Origin of the sequence: Nonomuraea cavernae (genome assembly GCF_014646355.1) — a bacterium.
In the GTDB taxonomy this organism is placed as follows: domain Bacteria; phylum Actinomycetota; class Actinomycetes; order Streptosporangiales; family Streptosporangiaceae; genus Nonomuraea; species Nonomuraea cavernae.
On sequence record NZ_BMNH01000028.1, the window covers coordinates 59,645 to 78,483 of the forward strand.

Genomic DNA, 18,839 nt, shown 5'->3' on the forward strand with positions numbered 1-18,839 from the left:
CTTTGCCACCATGAAGTGTTGTTTCCGGCCCTCCAAGGTACAGCTGTGACAGAAATCGACTTGGCTGTCATCGGCTTGGGGTACGTCGGCATGCCGCTCGCGAAGGAAGCGGTGGCCGCCGGACTCCGGGTCGTCGGCGTGGACGTCGACCCTCGCAAGGTCGACGCGCTCAACGCCGGGCAGTCCTACATCGATGACCTGACCGACGCCGACCTCGATCACATGCTGGTCAGCGGTTTCCGCGCCACGCTCGACGAGTCGGTGCTGGCCTCGAGCAACACGATCGTCATCTGCGTGCCGACCCCGCTGGACGAGGACCACCGGCCGGATCTGTCCGCGGTCGAGGGGGCGACCTCCACCGTCGCCCGCAACCTGACCAAGGACACGCTGGTCGTGCTCGAGTCCACCACCTGGCCGGGCACCACCGACGAGGTGGCCCGCCCGCTGCTCGAAGCCTCGGGCCTGACCGCGGGCGTCGACTTCCACCTGGCCTTCTCGCCCGAGCGGATCGACCCGGGCAACCCCAAGTTCGGGCTGCGCAACACCCCCAAAGTGGTCGGTGGCTACACCGCGACCTGCCGCGACCGGGCGACCGCCTTCTACGGCCAGTTCATCGAGCAGGTCGTGCCCGTCAGCGGCACCCGCGAGGCCGAGATGGCCAAGCTGCTGGAGAACACCTACCGGCACGTCAACATCGCGCTCGTCAACGAGATGGCGATCTTCTGTGACGAGCTCGGGATAGACCTGTGGGAGTCGATCGAGGCCGCGGCCACCAAGCCGTTCGGGTTCCAGAAGTTCCTGCCCGGCCCCGGGGTCGGCGGGCACTGCATCCCCGTCGATCCGTCCTACCTGTCCTACACGGTGCGCAAGCTCGGCTACCCGTTCCGGTTCGTCGAGCTGGCCCAGGAGATCAACGAGCGGATGCCGTCCTACGTGGTGGCCCGCGTACAGCGATTGCTGAACAGGCATAAGAAGCCCGTGAACGGCGCCAGAGTCGTTATGCTCGGCGTTACCTACAAACCGGACATCGCTGACGAACGCGAGACCCCGGCCCTACCGGTGGCGCGTGCGCTGCTGGAACTGGGCGCCGATCTCTCGTTCGCCGACCCGCATGTCAAGGAGTGGTCGGTCGACGGCACACCCGTGCCGCGTGAAGAGGATCTGGCCGAGGCCGTGGCCGGTGCCGACGTGACACTGCTGCTCCAGCAGCACGCCGCGTTCGACCTGGACATGGTGGAGGCGAAGGCCCGGCTCGTGCTCGACACCCGCGGTGTTCTCACCGAGGGTGAACGCGTCGAGCGGCTGTAGCGACGGAGGGCTGCGCGCAGTGCACGTGCTCGTCATGACGGTGGTGCATAACCCCGAGGATGCGAGGATCTTGCATCGGCAGATCCGCGCCCTCGTGGATGCCGGTCATGAGGTCACGTATGCGGCTTCTTTCACGGCTCACGGGGTCGTCCCCAGGCCGTGGGTCACCGGCGTCGATCTGCCCCGGGCCGCCCAGCGCAAGCGCGTCGCGGCCGTGCTGGCCGCCCGCCGGGTGTTCAAGCGGATGCGCGGCAAGGTCGACCTGGTGCTGATCCACGACCCCGAGCTGCTGTTCGCCGTCTGGGGCGTGCGCAACAGCCCGCCCGTGGTGTGGGACGTGCACGAGGACACTCCGGCGACGCTCTCGCTCAAGCCGTGGCTGCCCTCGCTGCTGCGCCCGCCCGTCCGCTTCCTGGCCCGCATGCTGGAGAGCACGGCCGAACGTCGGATGCACCTGCTGCTGGCCGAGACGGCCTACGCGGGCAGGTTCAAGCACGCCCACCTGATCGTGCCGAACGAGACGTGGGTGCCCGACTCGGTCACCCCGCCGGGCGACGACCGGGTGGTCTACCTGGGCTGGCTGTCGCGGGCGCGGGGTGTGCTGGAGGCCATCGAGGTGGCCCGGCTGCTGCAGCCGTACCGGGTGGCGGTCGAGCTGATCGGCTACGCCGACCCGCAGAGCCGTCCGCTGCTCAACCAGGCGGTGACCGAGGGCCTGCTGGAGTGGCGTGACTTCATGCCCAACGACGAGGCCCTCAAGCGGCTCGACGGGGCGCTGGCCGGGCTCTCCCTGCTGCACGACGAGCCCAACTACCGGCACTCGATGCCCACCAAGATCGTCGAGTACATGGCGCACGGCATCCCGGTCATCACGACTCCGTCCCCCCGCGCGGTCGAGCTGGTCGAGCGGTACGAAAGCGGCGTCGTGGTGCCCTGGGAGGACCCCAAGGCCGTGGCGCAGGCCGTGCTCACGCTGCGGGACGACGTACGGGAGCGGCGGGCGCAGGGCGCGCGCGGCTACGCGTCGGCACGTGCCAACCACCACTGGCCCAATTCGGCGAAACGGTTCGTGGCCCAGCTCGAAGACTGGGCCGGGCTGCTGAAATAGCGGCTTATCTCCGGCAGATCCCGAGAGCGGTAGGTTCTTCAACGTGCGCTGGCTCTTTGTGTTCCTGGGCGCAGTGATCCTGGCCGCCGTGGCGGCCGTGATCGTCGTCCTTCCCGATGACCCTCCGTCCGAGCCCGTGAGCCAGCGGGTCAGCGCCACCCCGACCCGCGACGACCCCACGCCCCAGGTGAGCGAGTTCACCGACCCGTGCGGCACGTTCGACACCGGCGAGAAGGCCCCCTACGCCGTCACCGGCTACTGGGTCACGCCCAAGTCCAACCCCTGCACCTGGCGCAAGCAGATGCAGGAGATCCACAGCCTCGGCGGCGACACGGTGATCAGGATCGGGTACGGCCTGCAGTACCGGGAGCTCGACGACCGGGGCCGCGTCCGGGCCAAGGACGGCAAGGTCGACTCGCTCTACGAGCCGTGCGAGGAGGACGGGCTCAGCTGCCACGCCGCGGCCGAGCGCGACCTCAAGGAGGCCAACCCGGGCAACCGGATCGCCCGCACCTACGTCTACCGCACAGACGAGGCGTTCGGCCCCGACCTGTTCCGCTGCGCCCAGATGGAACGATCGATTCCGGCGGGCAAGCGCGTCTACTACCGGGTGCTCGCGCCCATGGACGGCTCCGACGACGCCACCTGCGACTTCGGCAAGGCCAAGCCGTACGACCTGATCCTCATCGCGGGCGCGGCCAAGGACAGCCTGACCGAGCTGCTCGACCTCGGCGACCGGTTCGGCCTGCGGGTCTTCCCCGCGCTGCCGCTCGCGCCGCGCGACCCGGAGATGCCGACCCGGGCCAACCCCAAGCACCTCGGCACGCTGACCACCCTGACCCGCCGCATCCTGCAGGACTACGGTGTGCGCTTCGCCGACCGGGCCTCGCTCGGCGGCGTCTACCAGCCGTTCGAGGTGCAGATGTCGAGCACCCTGGTCTCCAATCCCACGCTGAGGGTCTACGCCGACCAGCACACGATCGTGGAGCAGGAGCTGCCCAACAAGCCCATCCTGATCAGCCCCTACCTCGACGCGCGCAAGCGGGTCGCCTTCGGCCAGACGCCCAAGCAGGTGGCCGAGGGCTTCACGGCGCTCGCCCAGACCGGGGTCGGCATCATCGCGCCGCAGGACAGCCGCGGCACCGGCAAGGTGGGCCTGTTCTGGCCGGACGAGCGCGGCGAGGAGGTGGACGAGCGGCTCCGCCCCGTCGTGGGGGAGAGCACGTACGACACCGCCTACCACGGCTCGACGCGCGACTACTACCGCGAGATGTCGCTGGCCCGCGAGAAGATGCTGGAAGCCGGTCACGAGGTGCAGCTGTGGGCCAACGTCGAGGCGTTCGAGCCGTCGGGCGACCAGCCGTGCGCCGCCAGCGGCACCCGTGGCAAGACCGACAAGAAGCGCCTCGACCAGGCCGTCACCATGGCCGGCCGATACGTCCAGAAGATCGTCTCGTACATGTGGAGCGACTTCATGACGTGCGGCTCGCCGTCCCTGGAGACCGAGGTCATGAAGGACTGGGGCCGGCCGATCGCGGTGGACGCGATCCGGCGCGCGCGCGACGTCCAGGACGGCATCGAGGTGCGCGGCTACAACTTCACCGACGGCACGGTCACCGTCGAGTGGCCGGGCGGCTCCGTCGACCTCGACGTGGCCACCGCCGGCTGGCTCGACGACGACCCGCTGGAGGAGCTGCCCGAGGGCATGCAGACCGCCTGGGTGCCGTTCGACTGGGGGCAGGCCGAGCCCGGCGACTGGCTCAGGATCGGCGTCCGGCTGCCCTCGGGGCAGGAGACCACGGAGCGGCTGCACGTCCGGGTCGGCACGTGAACGGCCGCTGAGTGTAACGTGCCTGCCATGGTTCCGTGCGTGCCGGTCAGCGTCGACCTGGTCGTGCTGACCGTGCGCGGCCAGGCGCTCTGCGCCCTCGTCTGGCGGCGCGACAACCCGCCGTTCCTGCGGCGCTGGTCGCTGCCGGGCGGCTTCGTCCAGCTCGACGAGGACCTCCCGGCCGCAGCCCAGCGCATCCTGGGCGAGCGCGCCGGCCTGCCGGGTGCCCCGGTGCACCTGGAGCAGCTCCAGACCTACGGCTACCCCGACCGCGACCCCCGCCAGCGGGTCGTGAGCGTCGCCTACCTCGGGCTCGCGCCCGACCTGCCCGCCTCCGAGCAGGCCCACATGAGCTGGCGCCCGCTCGCCGAGCTGGCCGTGATGGCCTTCGACCACCGCCGCATCATGCTCGACGGCATCGAGCGGGCCCGGGCCAAGCTCGAATACACCCCGTTGGGCGCCGCCTTCTGTCCTCCGGAGTTCACGGTGGCCGACCTGCGCAGGGTGTACGAGATCGTCTGGGGCCGCTCCCTCGACCCGCGCAACTTCCACCGCAAGGTCACCAAAGCCGAGGGCTTCCTGGTGGAGACGGGCGCCACCACCACCCGCGACGGCGGTCGCCCCGCCAAGCTCTACCGCCGCGGCCCGGCCGAGCTCCTCCACCCCCCGATGCTCCGCTCCCTCAAGGTCTGACCGCCCACACCTGACGCCAGAGGTGGACGAAGTGACGAGCTTCTCCTGGACGAAGTGACGAGTTCTGTCTGGACGAAGTGACGAGTCGCAGCCGGACGAAATGTAGGGTTGGCGCCATGCGAAGTGACGAGTTGGGGGAACGCATGGACGACCTTGTTCCGCGGCTGTCGGAGCGCCGGCTCGCTGAGCTGATGAGATCGTTCAGGGTCGTGGTGGTCAACGGACCTCGACAGGCAGGCAAGACGACCCTGATGGAGATCTATCGTGATCGTTATGGAGGTGAGTTCCTGTCTTTGGATGACCCCGTCCAGCTGACGGCGGCTCTGGCCGACCCTCGCACGCTCGTGGGCGAGGCCGCTCGCCCGCTCCTGATCGATGAGGTGCAACGTGCCGGTGATCCGCTCGTTCTGACCATCAAGCGCGCGGTCGACCAGGATCGCAGCCGTGGCCAGTTCATCCTGTCCGGCTCCGCCCAATTCCTGACCGTTCCCAGGCTGTCGGAGTCGTTGGCGGGTCGGGCGGCCTTCCTGGATCTATGGCCCTTCTCGATGGCCGAACGTACGTCGGGACCGTCTGACTTCTGCGACCTGCTGTTCACCGAGCCCGGTGCTCTGCGATCGGGGTCGCTCTCCCCATGGAGCCGGAGCGACTATCTCGATCTCGTCTGCGGAGGGAGCTATCCCGAGGCGGTCACCATGCCCGTGCGTGAGCGCAGGGAGTGGTTCGATGCTTACCTGCGCACCGTCATCTCCCGGGATGTCCGAGAGTTCGCCCACATCCAGCACGGAGACTCGATACCACGGCTCCTTGCCCTTCTCGCCGCGCGTGCGGGCAGCACTTCAGAGATCGCCGACCTGTCGCGCAGCACCGAGTTGAGCAGGGACACCATCCGCAACTATCTCGCTTATCTCAACGGGGTGTTCCTCACCGCCACGACCCCCGCCTGGTCGACCAACCACTCGTCCAAAGCGGCCAAGTCCTCGAAGACCTTTCTCACCGACTCCGGTCTCGCGGCCTTCGTGTTGCGCGTCGAGCAGCGGTCGTTGCGCACGCCGGGGAACAACGCGCTGGGAGGGCTCGTCGAGACCTTCGCCTTCACTGAGCTCACCAAGCTCCGTTCGACGACGGCCGAGCCCTTCCGAATTCACTACTTCCGCGACCGCAATGGGCGGGAGGTCGACTTCGTCCTCGAACGCTATGACGGGCGCGTGGCCTGCATCGAAATCAAGGCCAGCGCCTCCCCTTCGGCGCGAGACGCGGCCCAACTGCGCTGGTTGCGCGACTCGATCGGCGACCGTTTCGTTGGCGGGGTCGTCCTGCATCTCGGCGACCAGAGTGTGTCCCTGGGCGAGGGCATCCAGATGCTTCCACTGTCAGCCCTGTGGGGGCACGCTCGCCTTCCGTGAACGGCGTCGATGCGGCCGGGGTGAGGATGCCGCTGGGCCCGGCATTTCATAAGGTGAGGACATGCCTCGTTTTCGCCCGATCCTCGACACGATGCCGGCCTACAAGCCGGGCAAGGCCGTCGCCGCCGCCGACGGCCGCTCGTACAAGCTCTCCTCCAACGAGTCGCCCTACGATCCGCTGCCGTCGGTGCTGGAGGCGATCGCCGAGGGGGCGCGGCAGATCCATCGCTACCCCGACCCGGGCGCGACCGGGCTGACCGAGGCCATCGCCGAGCGGTTCGGGGTGCCGTACGAGCACGTCGCGCTCGGCGCGGGCTCGGTGACCGTGGCGCAGCAGCTGTTCGAGACCGTGGGCGAGCCGGACGTCGAGGTGGTCTACGCCTGGCGGTCGTTCGAGGCCTACCCGCTGCTGGCCGACCTGGCCGGCGTACGGTCCGTGCGGGTGCCGCTGGCCGGCGAGGACCACGACCTCGACGCCATGGCCGAGGCGATCACCGACCGGACCCGCATGGTGTTCGTGTGCAACCCCAACAACCCGACCGGCACCGCGATCCGCGAAGCGGAGCTGACGGCCTTCCTCGACCGGGTGCCCGGCGACGTGCTGGTGGTGCTCGACGAGGCCTACCGCGAGTACGTACGCGACGCGGACGTGCCCGACGGCCTGACCCTCTACCGCGACCGGCCCAACGTCTGCGTGCTGCGTACGTTCTCCAAGGCGTACGGGCTGGCGGGGCTGCGGGTCGGTTACCTGGTCGGGCACGAGCCGGTGGCCGCGGCGGTGCGCAAGACGATCATTCCGTTCGCCGTCAACCACCTCGCCCAGGTCGCGGCCGTCGCCTCGCTGCGGGCCGAGGACGAGTTGCTGGAGCGGGTCGACCTCGTGGTCAAGGAGCGCACCCGGGTGCGCGAGGCGCTGATCGCGCAGGGCTGGACCGTCCCGCCCACCGAGGCCAACTTCGTCTGGCTCAGGTTGGGCGAGCGCACCCTCGACTTCGCCGAGGCCTGCGCGGTCGAGGGGGTGGCCGTGCGGCCGTTCGCGGGGGAGGGCGCCCGTGTCTCGATCGGCGACCCGGAGGCCAACGACACGTTCCTCGCCGCGGCGGCCGCCTTCCGGGGCTGACGACGCCTGCCTACCCGCGTGCCTACCCGCCAGGCTGCTCGGCCACGGGCTCGGCCCGCCGGCGCGCGGGCGGTGGTGTCCCGCCATCGCCCGCGCCGGCGTCGGGCGCGCGTGTCGTTCCCTTGCGCTCGGTCGAGATCACCAGGGCGACGCCGACCAGGATGACCAGGCCGCCGACGATCACCTGGACGGTGATCGGCTCGCTGAGGACCAGCGCGCCGAGCGCGACGGCGACGGCCGGGTTGACATACGCGTAGGTGGAGACCAGCGAGATGGGCGCGTTGCCCAGCAGCCACGAGAACGCGGTGAACCCGATCAGCGACCCCGCCACGATCAGGTAGGCCAGTGCCAGCCACGACCTGGTGGTGACGGCCGAGACGTCGAGCCGCTCGCCGAAGCCGGTGCCGAGCACCAGCAGCCCGGCGCCGCCCACGACCATCTCGACCGCGCTGGTGGCCAGCGCGTTGGCGGGCATCGCGATCCTGCCCGACACGAACGAGCCCACGGCCCACGACACCGACGCGAGCAGCACCACGACGATCCCGACCTCGCTGCCGCCCTCGGCGCCGGTCAGCGACAGCGCGCCGACCCCGCCGATGCCGACCAGCACGCCCGCGAGCGTGAGCGTCTTGGGACGGTCGCGCACGGCGAACCTGAACACGACCAGCCACAGCGGCACCGAGGCCACCAGCAGCGCCGCCAGGCCCGTGGAGATGTACTGCTCGGCCACGGACAGCATCCCGTTGCCCGTGGTCAGCAGCAGCACGCCCACGAGGGCCGCGCCGAGGAACTGCCGGCGCGACATTTTGAAGGCCGCCGGCCCCGACCGCACCAGCAGGAACCCGGACAGCAGGGCGGCCGCGATGATGAACCGGATGGCCGCGCTGAGCATGGGCGGGATCGACTCGATCGCGATTCCGATGCCGAGATAGGTCGATCCCCACACCACGTACACAATGGCGAGGGCGCCCCAGACCATGAGGGAAGTCCGGCGGTCAGCAGTGTTCGATCCCATGGCTGATGACAATACTGGTCGGTTCCGACAGATTCCGGCGGAGGGCCGACGCTGGGAGGCTGGCGGAATCTTAGCGATAAGCGGCATTCGACCCACTGTCCGCTTCACGAGCCGGATGTCACGATTTTTCCATTCATCTCGTGAATGGAGTCCCATGTCCGCTGTTACCGACACCCCAGCCGCCGGCAACGCCGCCGCCCTCGCCCACTTCGCCGCCCGCCTGTCCTTCGAGACCGATGTCTCCGACGTGGCCGCCGACCTGGCCGCAGCCGAACCCGGCATCGTCGTGGTCGACTCGCGCAGCCGGGAGAGCTGGGACCAGGGCCACGTCCCTGGCGCCCGCCACCTCCCCACCCGCGAGATCGCCGCCCGCGCCCCGGCGAGCGTGCCGCGCGACGTCACGGTCGTCGTCTACTGCTGGGGACCGGGCTGCAACGGCGGCACGCGCGCCGCGCTGGAGTTCGCCAGGCTCGGCTACCGGGTCAAGGAGATGATCGGCGGCTTCGAGTACTGGGCCAGGGAGGGCTTCGCGGTGGAGACCGCCTCGGGGCTCACCCGCCATCCGAAGGACGCCCTCACGACGCCGGTCACGGAGGTCGCCTGCGCCTGCTGACGCCGGGGAGAAAAATTGGTGCCCCCGTCCGAATCCCGTCGATCGGGGGCGAGGGAGAACATACCCCCTTCCACAAGGGCCAACCAAGAACTCGGCAGAACTGGTCGCAGAAGTTCACGCCGATCTCCCCCCAAGTTCACATTTCGGACACTTGGTAGCGCTCCCAATGTCCGTAACGCAGAGCTACGGCCCGCCGTCCTGGAAGGGGAAGGGGGACGGCGGACCTGTACAGGGGATCAGCGCGGGCCAAGCTTCTCCACGATGAGGCGGTAGAGCTGCCGCGGCCGACCGGGTTGGGGCGTGCGGTTCGGCGGGAGCGGCCACGCGAGTCCCTCGTCAACCAGCGTGCGCAGCAACCGCCGGGCCGTACGCGGCGTCACCCCGAGCATCTTCCCGGCTCCCTCCGCGTCGACCACCGTGTCACCTCCTTCGAGCTTGGCCGCCAGCCTGGCCAGCACCTCGACGCCCTTGGGCTTGAGCGCCCCGGATCCGGTGGGCGGCATCCGGGGAGCGGGCACCAGGGTCCGGCCCTCGCGGTCCACGGCGAAGCCCTGGGCCTGCTTGCCCGCCTGGGTGCGGGCCAGCGCGGCCCGCGCGTGCGACTCGGCGTCGTGCGTCGTGCGTCCCATCCCCACGCCCACCTCGACGGCCAGCCCCAGCTCGTCGCGGATCCTGGACGCGAACGGCAGCACCCGGAACCCATCGGTGGCGGTCGCGATCGAGCCCCTGGTCGCGGTGACCAGATAGCTGTGATCGTCGATCGGCCACACGGTCGCGTTGATCCGGTTGGCCTCCTGGACCAGCAGCCGGTGCAGCGACAGCCGCAGCTCGTCGCGCCAGTAGCGCGGCGCGGCGCGGCGTACGGGCTCGCGGAGCGTCGGCACCTCCACCAGCACGACGGTGAGCTGCGACTCCTCCAGCCGGTGGTGCGCGCCCAGCAGCGCCGCCGTGTGCAGCGCGGTGCGCACCGCCGCCGAGGTCGGCCTGATCCGGATCACCGCCACCCCGGCCGTCTGGAGCCGCTCGGCGACCGCCGGCAGGCACGTCAGCGCGCCGGTGGTGGCGCCCTGGCGGGCCAGCCGCTCGTGGTAGGCCGCGATCGTGCCGGTGGCCCCCGGCTCGTCGCGGCTGTGCACGTCCGCGGCCGGTATGCCGAGATCTGTGTACGCCTCCTCGACATCGGCACGTGACACCACGTCGACGCTGACCCGCTGGGGGTCCATGCGCGGATCCAGCGCCGCCTTGGCCAGCGCGGCGACCAGTGCGGCCCCGCCGAGCTGGACGTAGGTCGCCGGCATCGTCAGCACGCCGGAACGCCGGGCCAGGTCGTAGGGGACCGGGCTGGCGAACAGGCACGCGTCGACGCCGGGACCGAGCCGGGTCACCTTGTCGGGCGCCTCCTGCTCGTCGCGGTAGGCGGCCGCCACAAGGCGACAGGGCAGGGGCGCGGCTGCGTGCCCCATCAACATGACGCGCTCGACCAAATCGTGGGGTCCGACCACGCCGATGGTGAGGTCCGGTGTCATAGCGCCCGGGCGTGACACTCGGGTTGTTTCTTCGGCCCTCTCGACCAATGTTCGTCCCATCCTGCCGTAAGTTGCAGTGCTCTCTTTTGGAACGATCGCTCGCGAGGGCCGTAATGTCACGCCCGACTTTTCCGGAAAGCCGTTCTGGTTGGCCGCCCGAGAAGTCATTTCAGCAGTTCAGATGGGTTTACCTGACGATTGTCAGTGTCTTGAAATCTCTCGTGTAATGTCCGCTCCGAGCGCCCGCATTCGTTCGGCGAGATGCGCGTGCCCGCGGTCGATCAGGTATCCCGACTCGATGACGGTCTCGCCCTCCGCGGCCAGCCCGGCGAGCACCAGAGCGATGCCCGACCGAAGATCGTGGGCGGTCACCTGGGTGCCGGTCAGCGGGGTGGCGCCGCGCACGATCGCCCGGCTGCCGTCGACCTCCACCTGGGCGCCCATCTTGTTCAGCTCGCCGGCCAGGGCGAAGCGGCCGTCGAAGATGCGCTCGTGGATGTAGCTGGGGCCGTCGGCCAGTGCCGCGACCGTCATCATGGGCGACTGCAGGTCGGTGGCGAAGCCGGGATAGGTGTCGGTGATGATGTTGATCGGCCGGAGCGTGCGGTCGCGGCGCACGTGCAGCACCGCGCCCTGCCGGGCGAAGTCGACGCCCATCTGCTCCAGCTTGTAGCGGACCACGCCGAGGTCGAGGCCGGTGCCGACCAGGCTGAGCTCGCCGCCGGTGATCGCCGCGGCCATCGCGAAGACGCCCGCGTCGAGCCGGTCGGGCATCACGGTGTGCTCGACGGCGTGCAGCTCGTCGACGCCCTCGACGGTGATGAACCCGGTGCCGCCGCCGCTGATGCGCGCGCCCATCTTGGTGAGCATGTCGATGACGTCGAGCACCTCGGGTTCGAGCGCGGCGTTCTCGATCACGGTGACGCCGTTGGCCAGCGCCGCGGCCATGATCAGGTTCTCGGTGCCGGTGTGGGACGGGGTGTCGAGGTAGAGGGTCGCGCCGGTCAGGCCGGAGGCCTTGACGTGGATGACGGTCTCGCCCTCGTCGACGACCGCGCCCAGCCGCTTGTAGCCCAGGTAGTGGAAGTCGAGGTTGCGGCTGCCGAGGTTGCAGCCGCCGACGCCTTCGACGATCGCCTCGCCCAGCCGGTGGAGCAGCGCGGGGGTGAAGAGCACCGAGCCGCGGAAGCGCCTGGCGATCTCGGCGGGCAGCACCGGGCTGCGCAGCCGCGAGGCGTCGATGACCAGCGTGCGCTCGGCCTCGTGCAGCTCGACGTACGCGCCCACCGTCTCGGCGAGCTCGACCGCGCGGCGGACGTCCTCGATGATGGGCACGTTGCGCAGGACGGTGCGCCCCTTCGCGGCGAGCAGAGCGGCCCCGATCATCGGCAGCACGGCGTTCTTGGCGCCCTGGATGAAGGCGGTTCCACGTAGTGCGTTGCCACCGCGCACGCGGTAACGGACCATTCCTGGGGCTCCTCGGGGTTCTTGGTCTGGCTCGACCGGCCCAAGAGTAGTCGGTCATACCAACTGCCCCAGCCGAATCATCCGTTAAAGGAAGCTCCGGTGAGGCGTTCGTACGCTTCCAGATAACGGCGTCGGGTCTGCTCGACGACCTTGTCGGGCAGGCGTGGCGGAGGGGTTTCGGAGGATTTATCCCACCCGGATTCGGGAGAGGTCAGCCAATCCCGGACATATTGCTTGTCGAACGACGGTTGCGGATGTCCTGGCTCCCAGGCGTCCGCCGGCCAAAATCGCGAGGAATCCGGCGTAAGGACCTCGTCGCCCAGGGTCAGCACCCCCTCGGAGTCCCAGCCCAGCTCGATCTTGGTGTCGGCCAGGATGATGCCCCGCTCCCGGGCGATCTCGGCGCCCCGGGTGTAGACGGCGAGCGTGACGCGCCGGAGCGCCTCGGCCGTCTCCGCGCCGACCTCCTCGACCACCCGTTCGTACGGGATCGGCTCGTCGTGCTGCCCCACCGGCGCCTTGGTCGACGGGGTGAAGATCGGCTCGGGCAGCCGTGACCCGTCCTGGAGCCCCTCGGGCAGCCGGACGCCGGAGACCGTGCGGTCGCGCCGGTAGTCGGTCAGCCCCGACCCGGCCAGATAGCCGCGCGCCACGCACTCGATCGGCACCATCTTGAGTGGTTTGCACACCATGCTGCGCGCGTCGGGCCCCGGCGCCGCGATGTGGTTGGGCACCACGTCCGCGAGCTGGTCGAACCACCACAGCGACAGCTGCGTGAGGATGGCCCCCTTGTCGGGGATGCCGGGCTCCAGCACGTGGTCGAAGGCCGAGATCCGGTCGGAGGCGACCATCAGCAGCAGGCCGTCGTCGGTCTGGTAGAGGTCGCGTACCTTGCCGGAGTGCAGGTGCTTCATCGGGCGATGTCCGTTCTATGGAAGGAGCCGCGCAGCTCGACCCGTGCCACCAGCTCGTAGGCGTGGCGCCGGGCGCTCTCCTGGTCGGGCCCGGTGCCCACGACGTCGAGCACCCGCCCGCCGTCGGAGACCACCTCGCCGTCCACCCGCCTGGTGCCGGCGTGGATCACGTAGGCGTCGGCGGTCGGCTCGATCCCCCTGATCACGTCGCCCTTGACCGGGGCTCCGGGGTAGTCCTCGGCCGCGATCACCACGGTCACCGCGGAGCCGTCGCGGAAGACCGGCCGGTCGTGCTCGCCGAGCGTGCCGGTCGCGCAGGCCAGCAGCAGCCCGCCGAGCGGCGTCTCCAGCCGGTCGAGCAGCACCTGGGCCTCCGGGTCGCCGAAGCGGGCGTTGAACTCGATCACCTTGGGCCCCTTGGCGGTCAGCGCCAGGCCGACGTAGAGCACGCCCTGGTAGGGCAGGCCGCGCCGGGCCAGCTCGCCGATCGTCGGCTCCACGACCTCGCGCATGACCTGCTCGGCCAGCCCCTCGGGCGCCCAGGGCAGCGGGGTGTAGGCGCCCATGCCGCCCGTGTTGGGCCCCTCGCCGCCGTCGTAGGCGCGCTTGAAGTCCTGCGCCGGCTGCAGCGCCACGGCCGTGCGCCCGTCGCACAGCGCGAACAGCGACACCTCCGGGCCGTCGAGGAACTCCTCGATCACCACCCGGTCGCAGGCCAGCGCGTGCTCCAGCGCCGCGTCGCGGTCGTCGGTGACCACCACGCCCTTGCCCGCGGCCAGCCCGTCGTCCTTGACCACGTAGGGGGCGCCGAACTCGTCGAGCGCGGCGGCCGCCTCCTCGGGGGTCGCGCACGTCCGGGCCCGCGCGGTGGGCACGTCGGCGGCGGCCATGATCTCCTTGGCGAACGCCTTGGACCCCTCGATCATCGCCGCCTCGGCGGACGGCCCGAAGCACGGGATGCCGGCCGCCCGCACCGCGTCGGCCACCCCCGCCACCAGCGGCGCCTCCGGCCCCACGACGACCAGGTCGGCCCCGAGCCGCGTGGCCAGCCCGGCCACCTGCTCTGGATCGGTGGGCGTGACGGCGTGCAGGGTCGCGATCTCCTCGATGCCGGGATTGCCCGGAGCGCAGTGGAGCTCGCCGACCCGCGGGTCGAGCTTGAGTGAACGGCACAGGGCGTGCTCACGCCCGCCGGATCCGATGACTAGAACGCGCACGGGGCCCATTGTCGCAGCTCCCGCCACCCCGCCCCGCATCGGAGGCCCGTACGCCCCACGGCACTACGGAGGGCATTCCTTGGCGAACTTCTACCTGCCGCGGGTGCCGCTCTGCGGGTATCGTCGGGAGGCGTTCACCCGTCTGTGATAGCTTAGGGCGGCTTTGTGGCGTCTTGCGTGATTGGAGGTGGTCCGGGATGAAACCTGGTGATCCCAGCAGTACGTGCTCGTTCACGTACACCCCATGTACCCCCGACCACTCCAATCCGGCAGCCTGATCGTGCCTCCATGCATACGTGTTGATTGAGGTGACTTTTCATCGCGCATGGAGCGTGCCAGGTCGGGCGGAAAGGGACTGCCATGCGCTCGTCCACCATTTTCCGTCGCATCAACCGTCACCCCGTTCAGCCTCGGGCCGCGCGTCAGCCGGTCCGGCAGGCGCCTGAGGTCCGGGTGCCCGACTCCATCGTCACGTACGGCGCCTACATCGAGGGCCGGCGAGCCTCCGCCCAGGGCATCGCCGAGTCGCTCGACCTCGTCCGCAAGCACAACAGCGAGTTCGAGGGCGCCAAGGCCTTCCTCTGGGTGGGGCTGCACGAGCCGGCGGCCCCCGAGGTCGAGTGGCTGGCCGAGGTGTTCGACCTGCACCCGCTGGCCGTCGAGGACGCCGTCAAGGCGCACCAGCGGCCCAAGGTCGAGCGCTACGGCGACTCCCTGTTCATGGTGCTCAAGACCATCGCCTACCTGGACCACGACGAGCTGACCGCCACCAGCGAGATCATCGCTGCGGGCGAGATCATGGTGTTCCTCGGCGCCGACTTCGTGGTGACCGTACGCCACGGCGAGCACTGCCCGCTGACCGAGGTGCGCGGCCGGTTGGAGGATCAGCCCGAGCTGCTGGCCCGCGGCCCGGCCGGCGTGCTGCACGCCATCGCCGACCACGTCGTCGACCGCTACCTCCAGGTGGCCGACCTCATGCAGATGGAGCTGGAGGAGGTCGAGGCCACCGTCTTCGCCGACGTCAGCTCGCGCGACATCAACCGGATCTACCAGCTCAAGCGGGAGATGCTGGAGATGAAGCGGGCGATCACCCCGCTGCAGAGCCCGCTGGCCGCGCTGCCGCAACGCCGCGTGATCCCGTCCGAGATGCGCGAGTACTTCCGCGACGTCGGCGACCACCTCTCCCGGGTGTGCGAGCAGGTCGAGTCGTCCAACGAGCTGTGCAGCTCGATCCTGCAGGCCGCCCTGGCCCGGTCGAACGCCCTGGCCAACGAGGACATGCGCAAGATCTCGTCCTGGGTCGCCATCCTGGCCGTGCCCACGATGATCGCCGGTGTCTACGGGATGAACTTCGACTTCATGCCCGAGACCAAACAGGTCTGGGGCTATCCGGCCGTGCTGGCCGTCATGGTCACGGCCTGCCTGCTGCTGCACCGCGGTTTCCGCCGCAACGGCTGGCTCTGACCGTTCCCAACGCTGCTGACGGCTCTGAACGCCGGCCGCTCTAGACGCCGACCGGCCTGAGCGGCTCGACGCGCGGGGGCAGTGCCAGCCCACGCTCCCGCCACAGCTCGCGCATCCGGTCGGGGTAGTCGGTCACGACGCCGCTCACTCCCAGGTCGAGCATCCGCGCCGCCAGCCCGGGGTCGTTGACGGTCCACACGGCCACGTCCAGCCCCGCCGCGGCGGCCCGCTCCATCAGCGGCTCGTCCACCATCACATGCTCGGGCGACAGCGTGGTGGCCCCGGCCTCGCGGGCGGCGGCCGGGATGTCGTCGCCCAGGTCCTCGTGCCAGTGGAGGGTGTCGAGCTCGATCAGCGCGAACCGTCGCGTGCCGGGCGCCATCGCGGCGGCGTGACCGATGATCCGCCAGTCGAAGCTGAGGATCGCCACGTTGCCGAGCCGCCCGTGGCGGTCGAGCTCGTCGACCACCAACTCGGTGAACAGCTCGGGATCGGGTGTCAGCTCCGGCCTGGTCGGGTCGGACTTGAGCTCCACGTGCAGTCGCACGCTCTCCGCCTCGTAGGCGTTGACCAGGCCGAGCACCGCGCCGAGTGTGGGCATCCGCGTCTCCGGCAGCGTGACCTGGGTCAGCGCGAACGGGTCGTCGGGGTGGCGCGGCAGGCGGGTGCCGACGTCGAGCGTGCGCAGCTGCGCCAGCGTGAGGAGGTTGATCGGCTTGCCGACGTAGGGGAAGTGCGGATCATCCGGCCTGGCCGGGCGCGTGTCGGCGCTCGTCACGGCCGAGACCGTGAGGTCGTGCGTGAGCACGAGCCGCCGGTCGGCCGTGAGCGCGACGTCGAGCTCGAGCGCGTCCACTCCGAGCTCCATCGTGCGGCTCAGACCCGGCAAGGTGTTCTCGGGCCACAGGCCTCTCGCCCCCCGATGACCATGTATCTCAACGCGCACAACCGGGACCCTACCGGGCGCGCGTCACTATCCCGCACTCCCACGCCGTGCCCTTTTTGTGGGGATACGCCCTAGAGGTACCGATCGAGCGGACACACAGCGCTGTCCCTTGTCCGCTTGCGCACGCCTTGCACCGATATATGCCTCGATAAACGTAATCGTCTGGCAATAAGCTGATCCCCATGAGGCAGGCTCTCACCACCGCCCGCCCGGAGACCGTACGGGCGTGGGTCGACGGATGGGTGATCTCGCGCCAGACCCCCGCCCCGGTGCCGGAGCCCTGGGGCCTCCGCGTCGACGTCGGGCTGCCGGACCACCGGACCCGCCACATCCTCCCGGACCCCGCTCCCGCCACGCTCCGCCACCTGACGGCCTCGGTGACCACCCCGGGCACCTGGCTCAAGCTCTGCGCCCCCGTGGAAGCCGTCGCCCCCTGGCTGCCCGCGCCCTGGTCCGTCGAGGAACCGGAGTTCATGATGACCGCCGCGCTGGAGCGGGCGGCCTTCGCGGCGCCGCCCGGCTACACGATGGCCATGACCACCCGCGCCGGGGTCACGGTCGCCCGCCTGCTCACGATGGCCGGCGAGATGGCTGCACGCGGCCAGGTCGTCATCACCGGCCGCACGGCGGTCGTCGACCAGGTCGAGACCGCTCCCCAGCACCGCCGGCGCGGTCTGGGCAGCGTCGTCATGACGGCTCTCACGGCCACGGCCGCCGCCTCCGGCGCCCGCACCGGCGTCCTGGTCGCCACCCCGGCCGGCCGGTCGCTCTACGAGAGCCTCGGCTGGGTCCTGCACACGCCCGTGACGGCCGCCGTACTGCGAGGCTGACGGCGGCGTCACCGGCGAGGCGGACAGATCAGAGCAGCGGGCGCAGCACCAGCGTGGCGTCGCGGGCCGGGCCGACGCCGACGGCGGAGATCTGAGCCCCGCTCATCTCCTCCAGCGCCCGCACGTACGCCTGCGCGTTGGGCGGCAGGTCCTCGAAGGACTTGGCCTCCGTGATGTCCTCCTGCCAGCCGGGCAGCTCCTCGTAGACCGGCTTGGCGTGGTGGAACTCGGTCTGCGTCATCGGGATCTCGTCGTGCCGCACCCCGTCGACCTCGTACGCCACGCAGACCGGGATCCGCTCCAGCCCGGACAGCACGTCCAGCTTGGTGAGGAAGAAGTCGGTCACCCCGTTGATCCGGGTCGCGTAACGCGCGATGACGGCGTCGAACCAGCCGCAGCGGCGGTTGCGGCCGGTGGTGACGCCGTACTCGCCGCCCGTCTGCCGCAGCCACTCGCCCATCTCGTCCTCGAGCTCCGTCGGGAACGGCCCCGAGCCGACCCGCGTGGTGTAGGCCTTGAGGATGCCGATCACCCGCGTGAGCCGCGTCGGCGCGATGCCCGAGCCCGCGCAGGCGCCGCCCGAGGTGGGCGAGGACGAGGTGACGAACGGGTAGGTGCCGTGGTCGATGTCCAGCAACGTGCCCTGGCCGCCTTCGAGCAGCACGAACTTGCCGTCGTCCAGCGCCCGGTTGAGCACCAGCGAGGTGTCGGCGATGTGCGGACGCAGGCGCTCCGCGTAGCCGAGGTACTCGTCGACGACGGCGCCGGTGTCGATGCCGCGCCGGTTGTAGACCTTGGTGAGCACCTGGTTCTTCTCGGTCAGCGCGACCTCGATCTTCTTGGCCAGGATGCCGGGGTCGAGCAGGTCCTGGACCCGCACGCCCATCCGGTAGATCTTGTCGCCGTAGGCCGGGCCGATGCCACGGCCGGTCGTGCCGATCTTGGCCTTGCCCAGGTAGCGTTCGGTGACCTTGTCCAGGGCCTTGTGGTGGGGCATGATCAGGTGCGCGTTGGCCGAGATCAGCAGCCGGTCGGCGGAGATGCCGCGCGCGGCCAGCCCGTCGATCTCCTTCAGCAGCACCGCGGGGTCGATCACCACGCCGTTGCCGATCACCGGCACGACGTCGGGCGACAGGATCCCGGTGGGCAGCAGGTGCAGGGCGTATTTCTGGTCGCCGATGACCACGGTGTGGCCCGCGTTGTTGCCACCCTGATAGCGAACGACGTAATCGACATCGCCACCGAGCAGGTCGGTGGCCTTGCCCTTGCCCTCATCGCCCCACTGGGCACCCACGAGAACGACAGCCGGCATGGTTCTAGTCTCCCGAGCACAAAACGAAACCCCTGGCGCAAGCGCGACAGGGGCTCTTGCGTGCAGAGA

Annotated in this window: 16 protein-coding genes; 9 read left to right on the forward strand and 7 right to left on the reverse strand. The window is 70.1% G+C overall.

Features of this window, described 5'->3' with window-relative positions; all coding sequences use genetic code 11:
- Positions 1–45: 45 nt before the first annotated feature.
- The 6 genes from IEY82_RS31500 to hisC all read left to right on the forward strand — a co-directional run bounded on the left by IEY82_RS31500 (position 46) and on the right by hisC (position 7,466).
- Positions 46–1,308 (forward strand): nucleotide sugar dehydrogenase, encoded by a 1,263-nt coding sequence (locus IEY82_RS31500; RefSeq protein WP_189127909.1) that lies wholly within the window; start codon positions 46–48, stop codon positions 1,306–1,308.
- Between the two features lie 19 nt (positions 1,309–1,327).
- Positions 1,328–2,416, forward strand: coding sequence for a glycosyltransferase (locus tag IEY82_RS31505; RefSeq protein WP_189127910.1), 1,089 nt, complete (start codon positions 1,328–1,330; stop codon positions 2,414–2,416).
- Positions 2,417–2,459: 43 nt separating this feature from the next.
- Positions 2,460–4,247, forward strand: coding sequence for a DUF4434 domain-containing protein (locus IEY82_RS31510; protein ID WP_189127911.1), 1,788 nt, complete (start codon positions 2,460–2,462; stop codon positions 4,245–4,247).
- A 27-nt stretch (positions 4,248–4,274) separates the two neighbouring features.
- Positions 4,275–4,940 (forward strand): NUDIX hydrolase, encoded by a 666-nt coding sequence (locus IEY82_RS31515; RefSeq protein WP_189127912.1) that lies wholly within the window; start codon positions 4,275–4,277, stop codon positions 4,938–4,940.
- A gap of 116 nt (positions 4,941–5,056) precedes the next feature.
- Positions 5,057–6,346: an ATP-binding protein gene (locus IEY82_RS31520; protein WP_225262869.1), complete on the forward strand. Its 1,290-nt coding sequence runs from the start codon at positions 5,057–5,059 to the stop codon at positions 6,344–6,346.
- 61 nt (positions 6,347–6,407) lie between these two features.
- Positions 6,408–7,466 (forward strand): histidinol-phosphate transaminase, encoded by a 1,059-nt coding sequence (gene hisC / locus IEY82_RS31525; RefSeq protein WP_189127913.1) that lies wholly within the window; start codon positions 6,408–6,410, stop codon positions 7,464–7,466.
- Positions 7,467–7,488: 22 nt separating this feature from the next.
- Here the strand turns inward: hisC and IEY82_RS31530 are convergent, their stop codons facing one another.
- Positions 7,489–8,481: an EamA family transporter gene (locus IEY82_RS31530; RefSeq protein WP_225262866.1), complete on the reverse strand. Its 993-nt coding sequence runs from the start codon at positions 8,479–8,481 to the stop codon at positions 7,489–7,491.
- 154 nt (positions 8,482–8,635) lie between these two features.
- On the opposite strand from IEY82_RS31530, the gene IEY82_RS31535 reads away from it, so the two are divergent.
- Positions 8,636–9,094 (forward strand): rhodanese-like domain-containing protein, encoded by a 459-nt coding sequence (locus tag IEY82_RS31535; protein WP_189127914.1) that lies wholly within the window; start codon positions 8,636–8,638, stop codon positions 9,092–9,094.
- A gap of 236 nt (positions 9,095–9,330) precedes the next feature.
- Here the strand turns inward: IEY82_RS31535 and IEY82_RS31540 are convergent, their stop codons facing one another.
- From IEY82_RS31540 to purD, 4 genes are all read right to left on the reverse strand, one after another.
- A complete protein-coding gene (locus IEY82_RS31540; RefSeq protein ID WP_189127915.1) occupies positions 9,331–10,620 on the reverse strand; it encodes a transcriptional regulator in 1,290 nt (429 codons plus the stop codon).
- Positions 10,621–10,821: 201 nt separating this feature from the next.
- Complete coding sequence (murA, locus tag IEY82_RS31545; protein ID WP_189127916.1) at positions 10,822–12,087, reverse strand: UDP-N-acetylglucosamine 1-carboxyvinyltransferase; 1,266 nt, start codon at positions 12,085–12,087, stop codon at positions 10,822–10,824.
- Positions 12,088–12,164: 77 nt separating this feature from the next.
- On the reverse strand, positions 12,165–13,001 hold the full coding sequence (locus IEY82_RS31550; RefSeq protein WP_189127917.1) for a phosphoribosylaminoimidazolesuccinocarboxamide synthase: 837 nt from the start codon (positions 12,999–13,001) through the stop codon (positions 12,165–12,167).
- The gene (gene purD / locus IEY82_RS31555; protein ID WP_189127918.1) at positions 12,998–14,218 is read right to left on the reverse strand and encodes a phosphoribosylamine--glycine ligase; all 1,221 of its coding nucleotides are present in this window, start codon (positions 14,216–14,218) and stop codon (positions 12,998–13,000) included. The genes IEY82_RS31550 and purD overlap by 4 nt, the downstream gene beginning before the upstream one ends.
- 360 nt (positions 14,219–14,578) lie before the next feature.
- On the opposite strand from purD, the gene corA reads away from it, so the two are divergent.
- Complete coding sequence (gene corA / locus IEY82_RS31560; RefSeq protein ID WP_189127919.1) at positions 14,579–15,682, forward strand: magnesium/cobalt transporter CorA; 1,104 nt, start codon at positions 14,579–14,581, stop codon at positions 15,680–15,682.
- Positions 15,683–15,722: 40 nt separating this feature from the next.
- Here corA and IEY82_RS31565 read toward each other — a convergent pair whose 3' ends face one another.
- A complete protein-coding gene (locus tag IEY82_RS31565) occupies positions 15,723–16,628 on the reverse strand; it encodes a glycerophosphodiester phosphodiesterase family protein (RefSeq protein WP_189127920.1) in 906 nt (301 codons plus the stop codon).
- A gap of 182 nt (positions 16,629–16,810) precedes the next feature.
- On the opposite strand from IEY82_RS31565, the gene IEY82_RS31570 reads away from it, so the two are divergent.
- The gene (locus tag IEY82_RS31570; protein WP_189127921.1) at positions 16,811–17,458 is read left to right on the forward strand and encodes a GNAT family N-acetyltransferase; all 648 of its coding nucleotides are present in this window, start codon (positions 16,811–16,813) and stop codon (positions 17,456–17,458) included.
- Between the two features lie 28 nt (positions 17,459–17,486).
- Here IEY82_RS31570 and IEY82_RS31575 read toward each other — a convergent pair whose 3' ends face one another.
- Positions 17,487–18,770, reverse strand: coding sequence for an adenylosuccinate synthase (locus tag IEY82_RS31575; protein ID WP_189127922.1), 1,284 nt, complete (start codon positions 18,768–18,770; stop codon positions 17,487–17,489).
- Positions 18,771–18,839 lie beyond the last annotated feature (69 nt).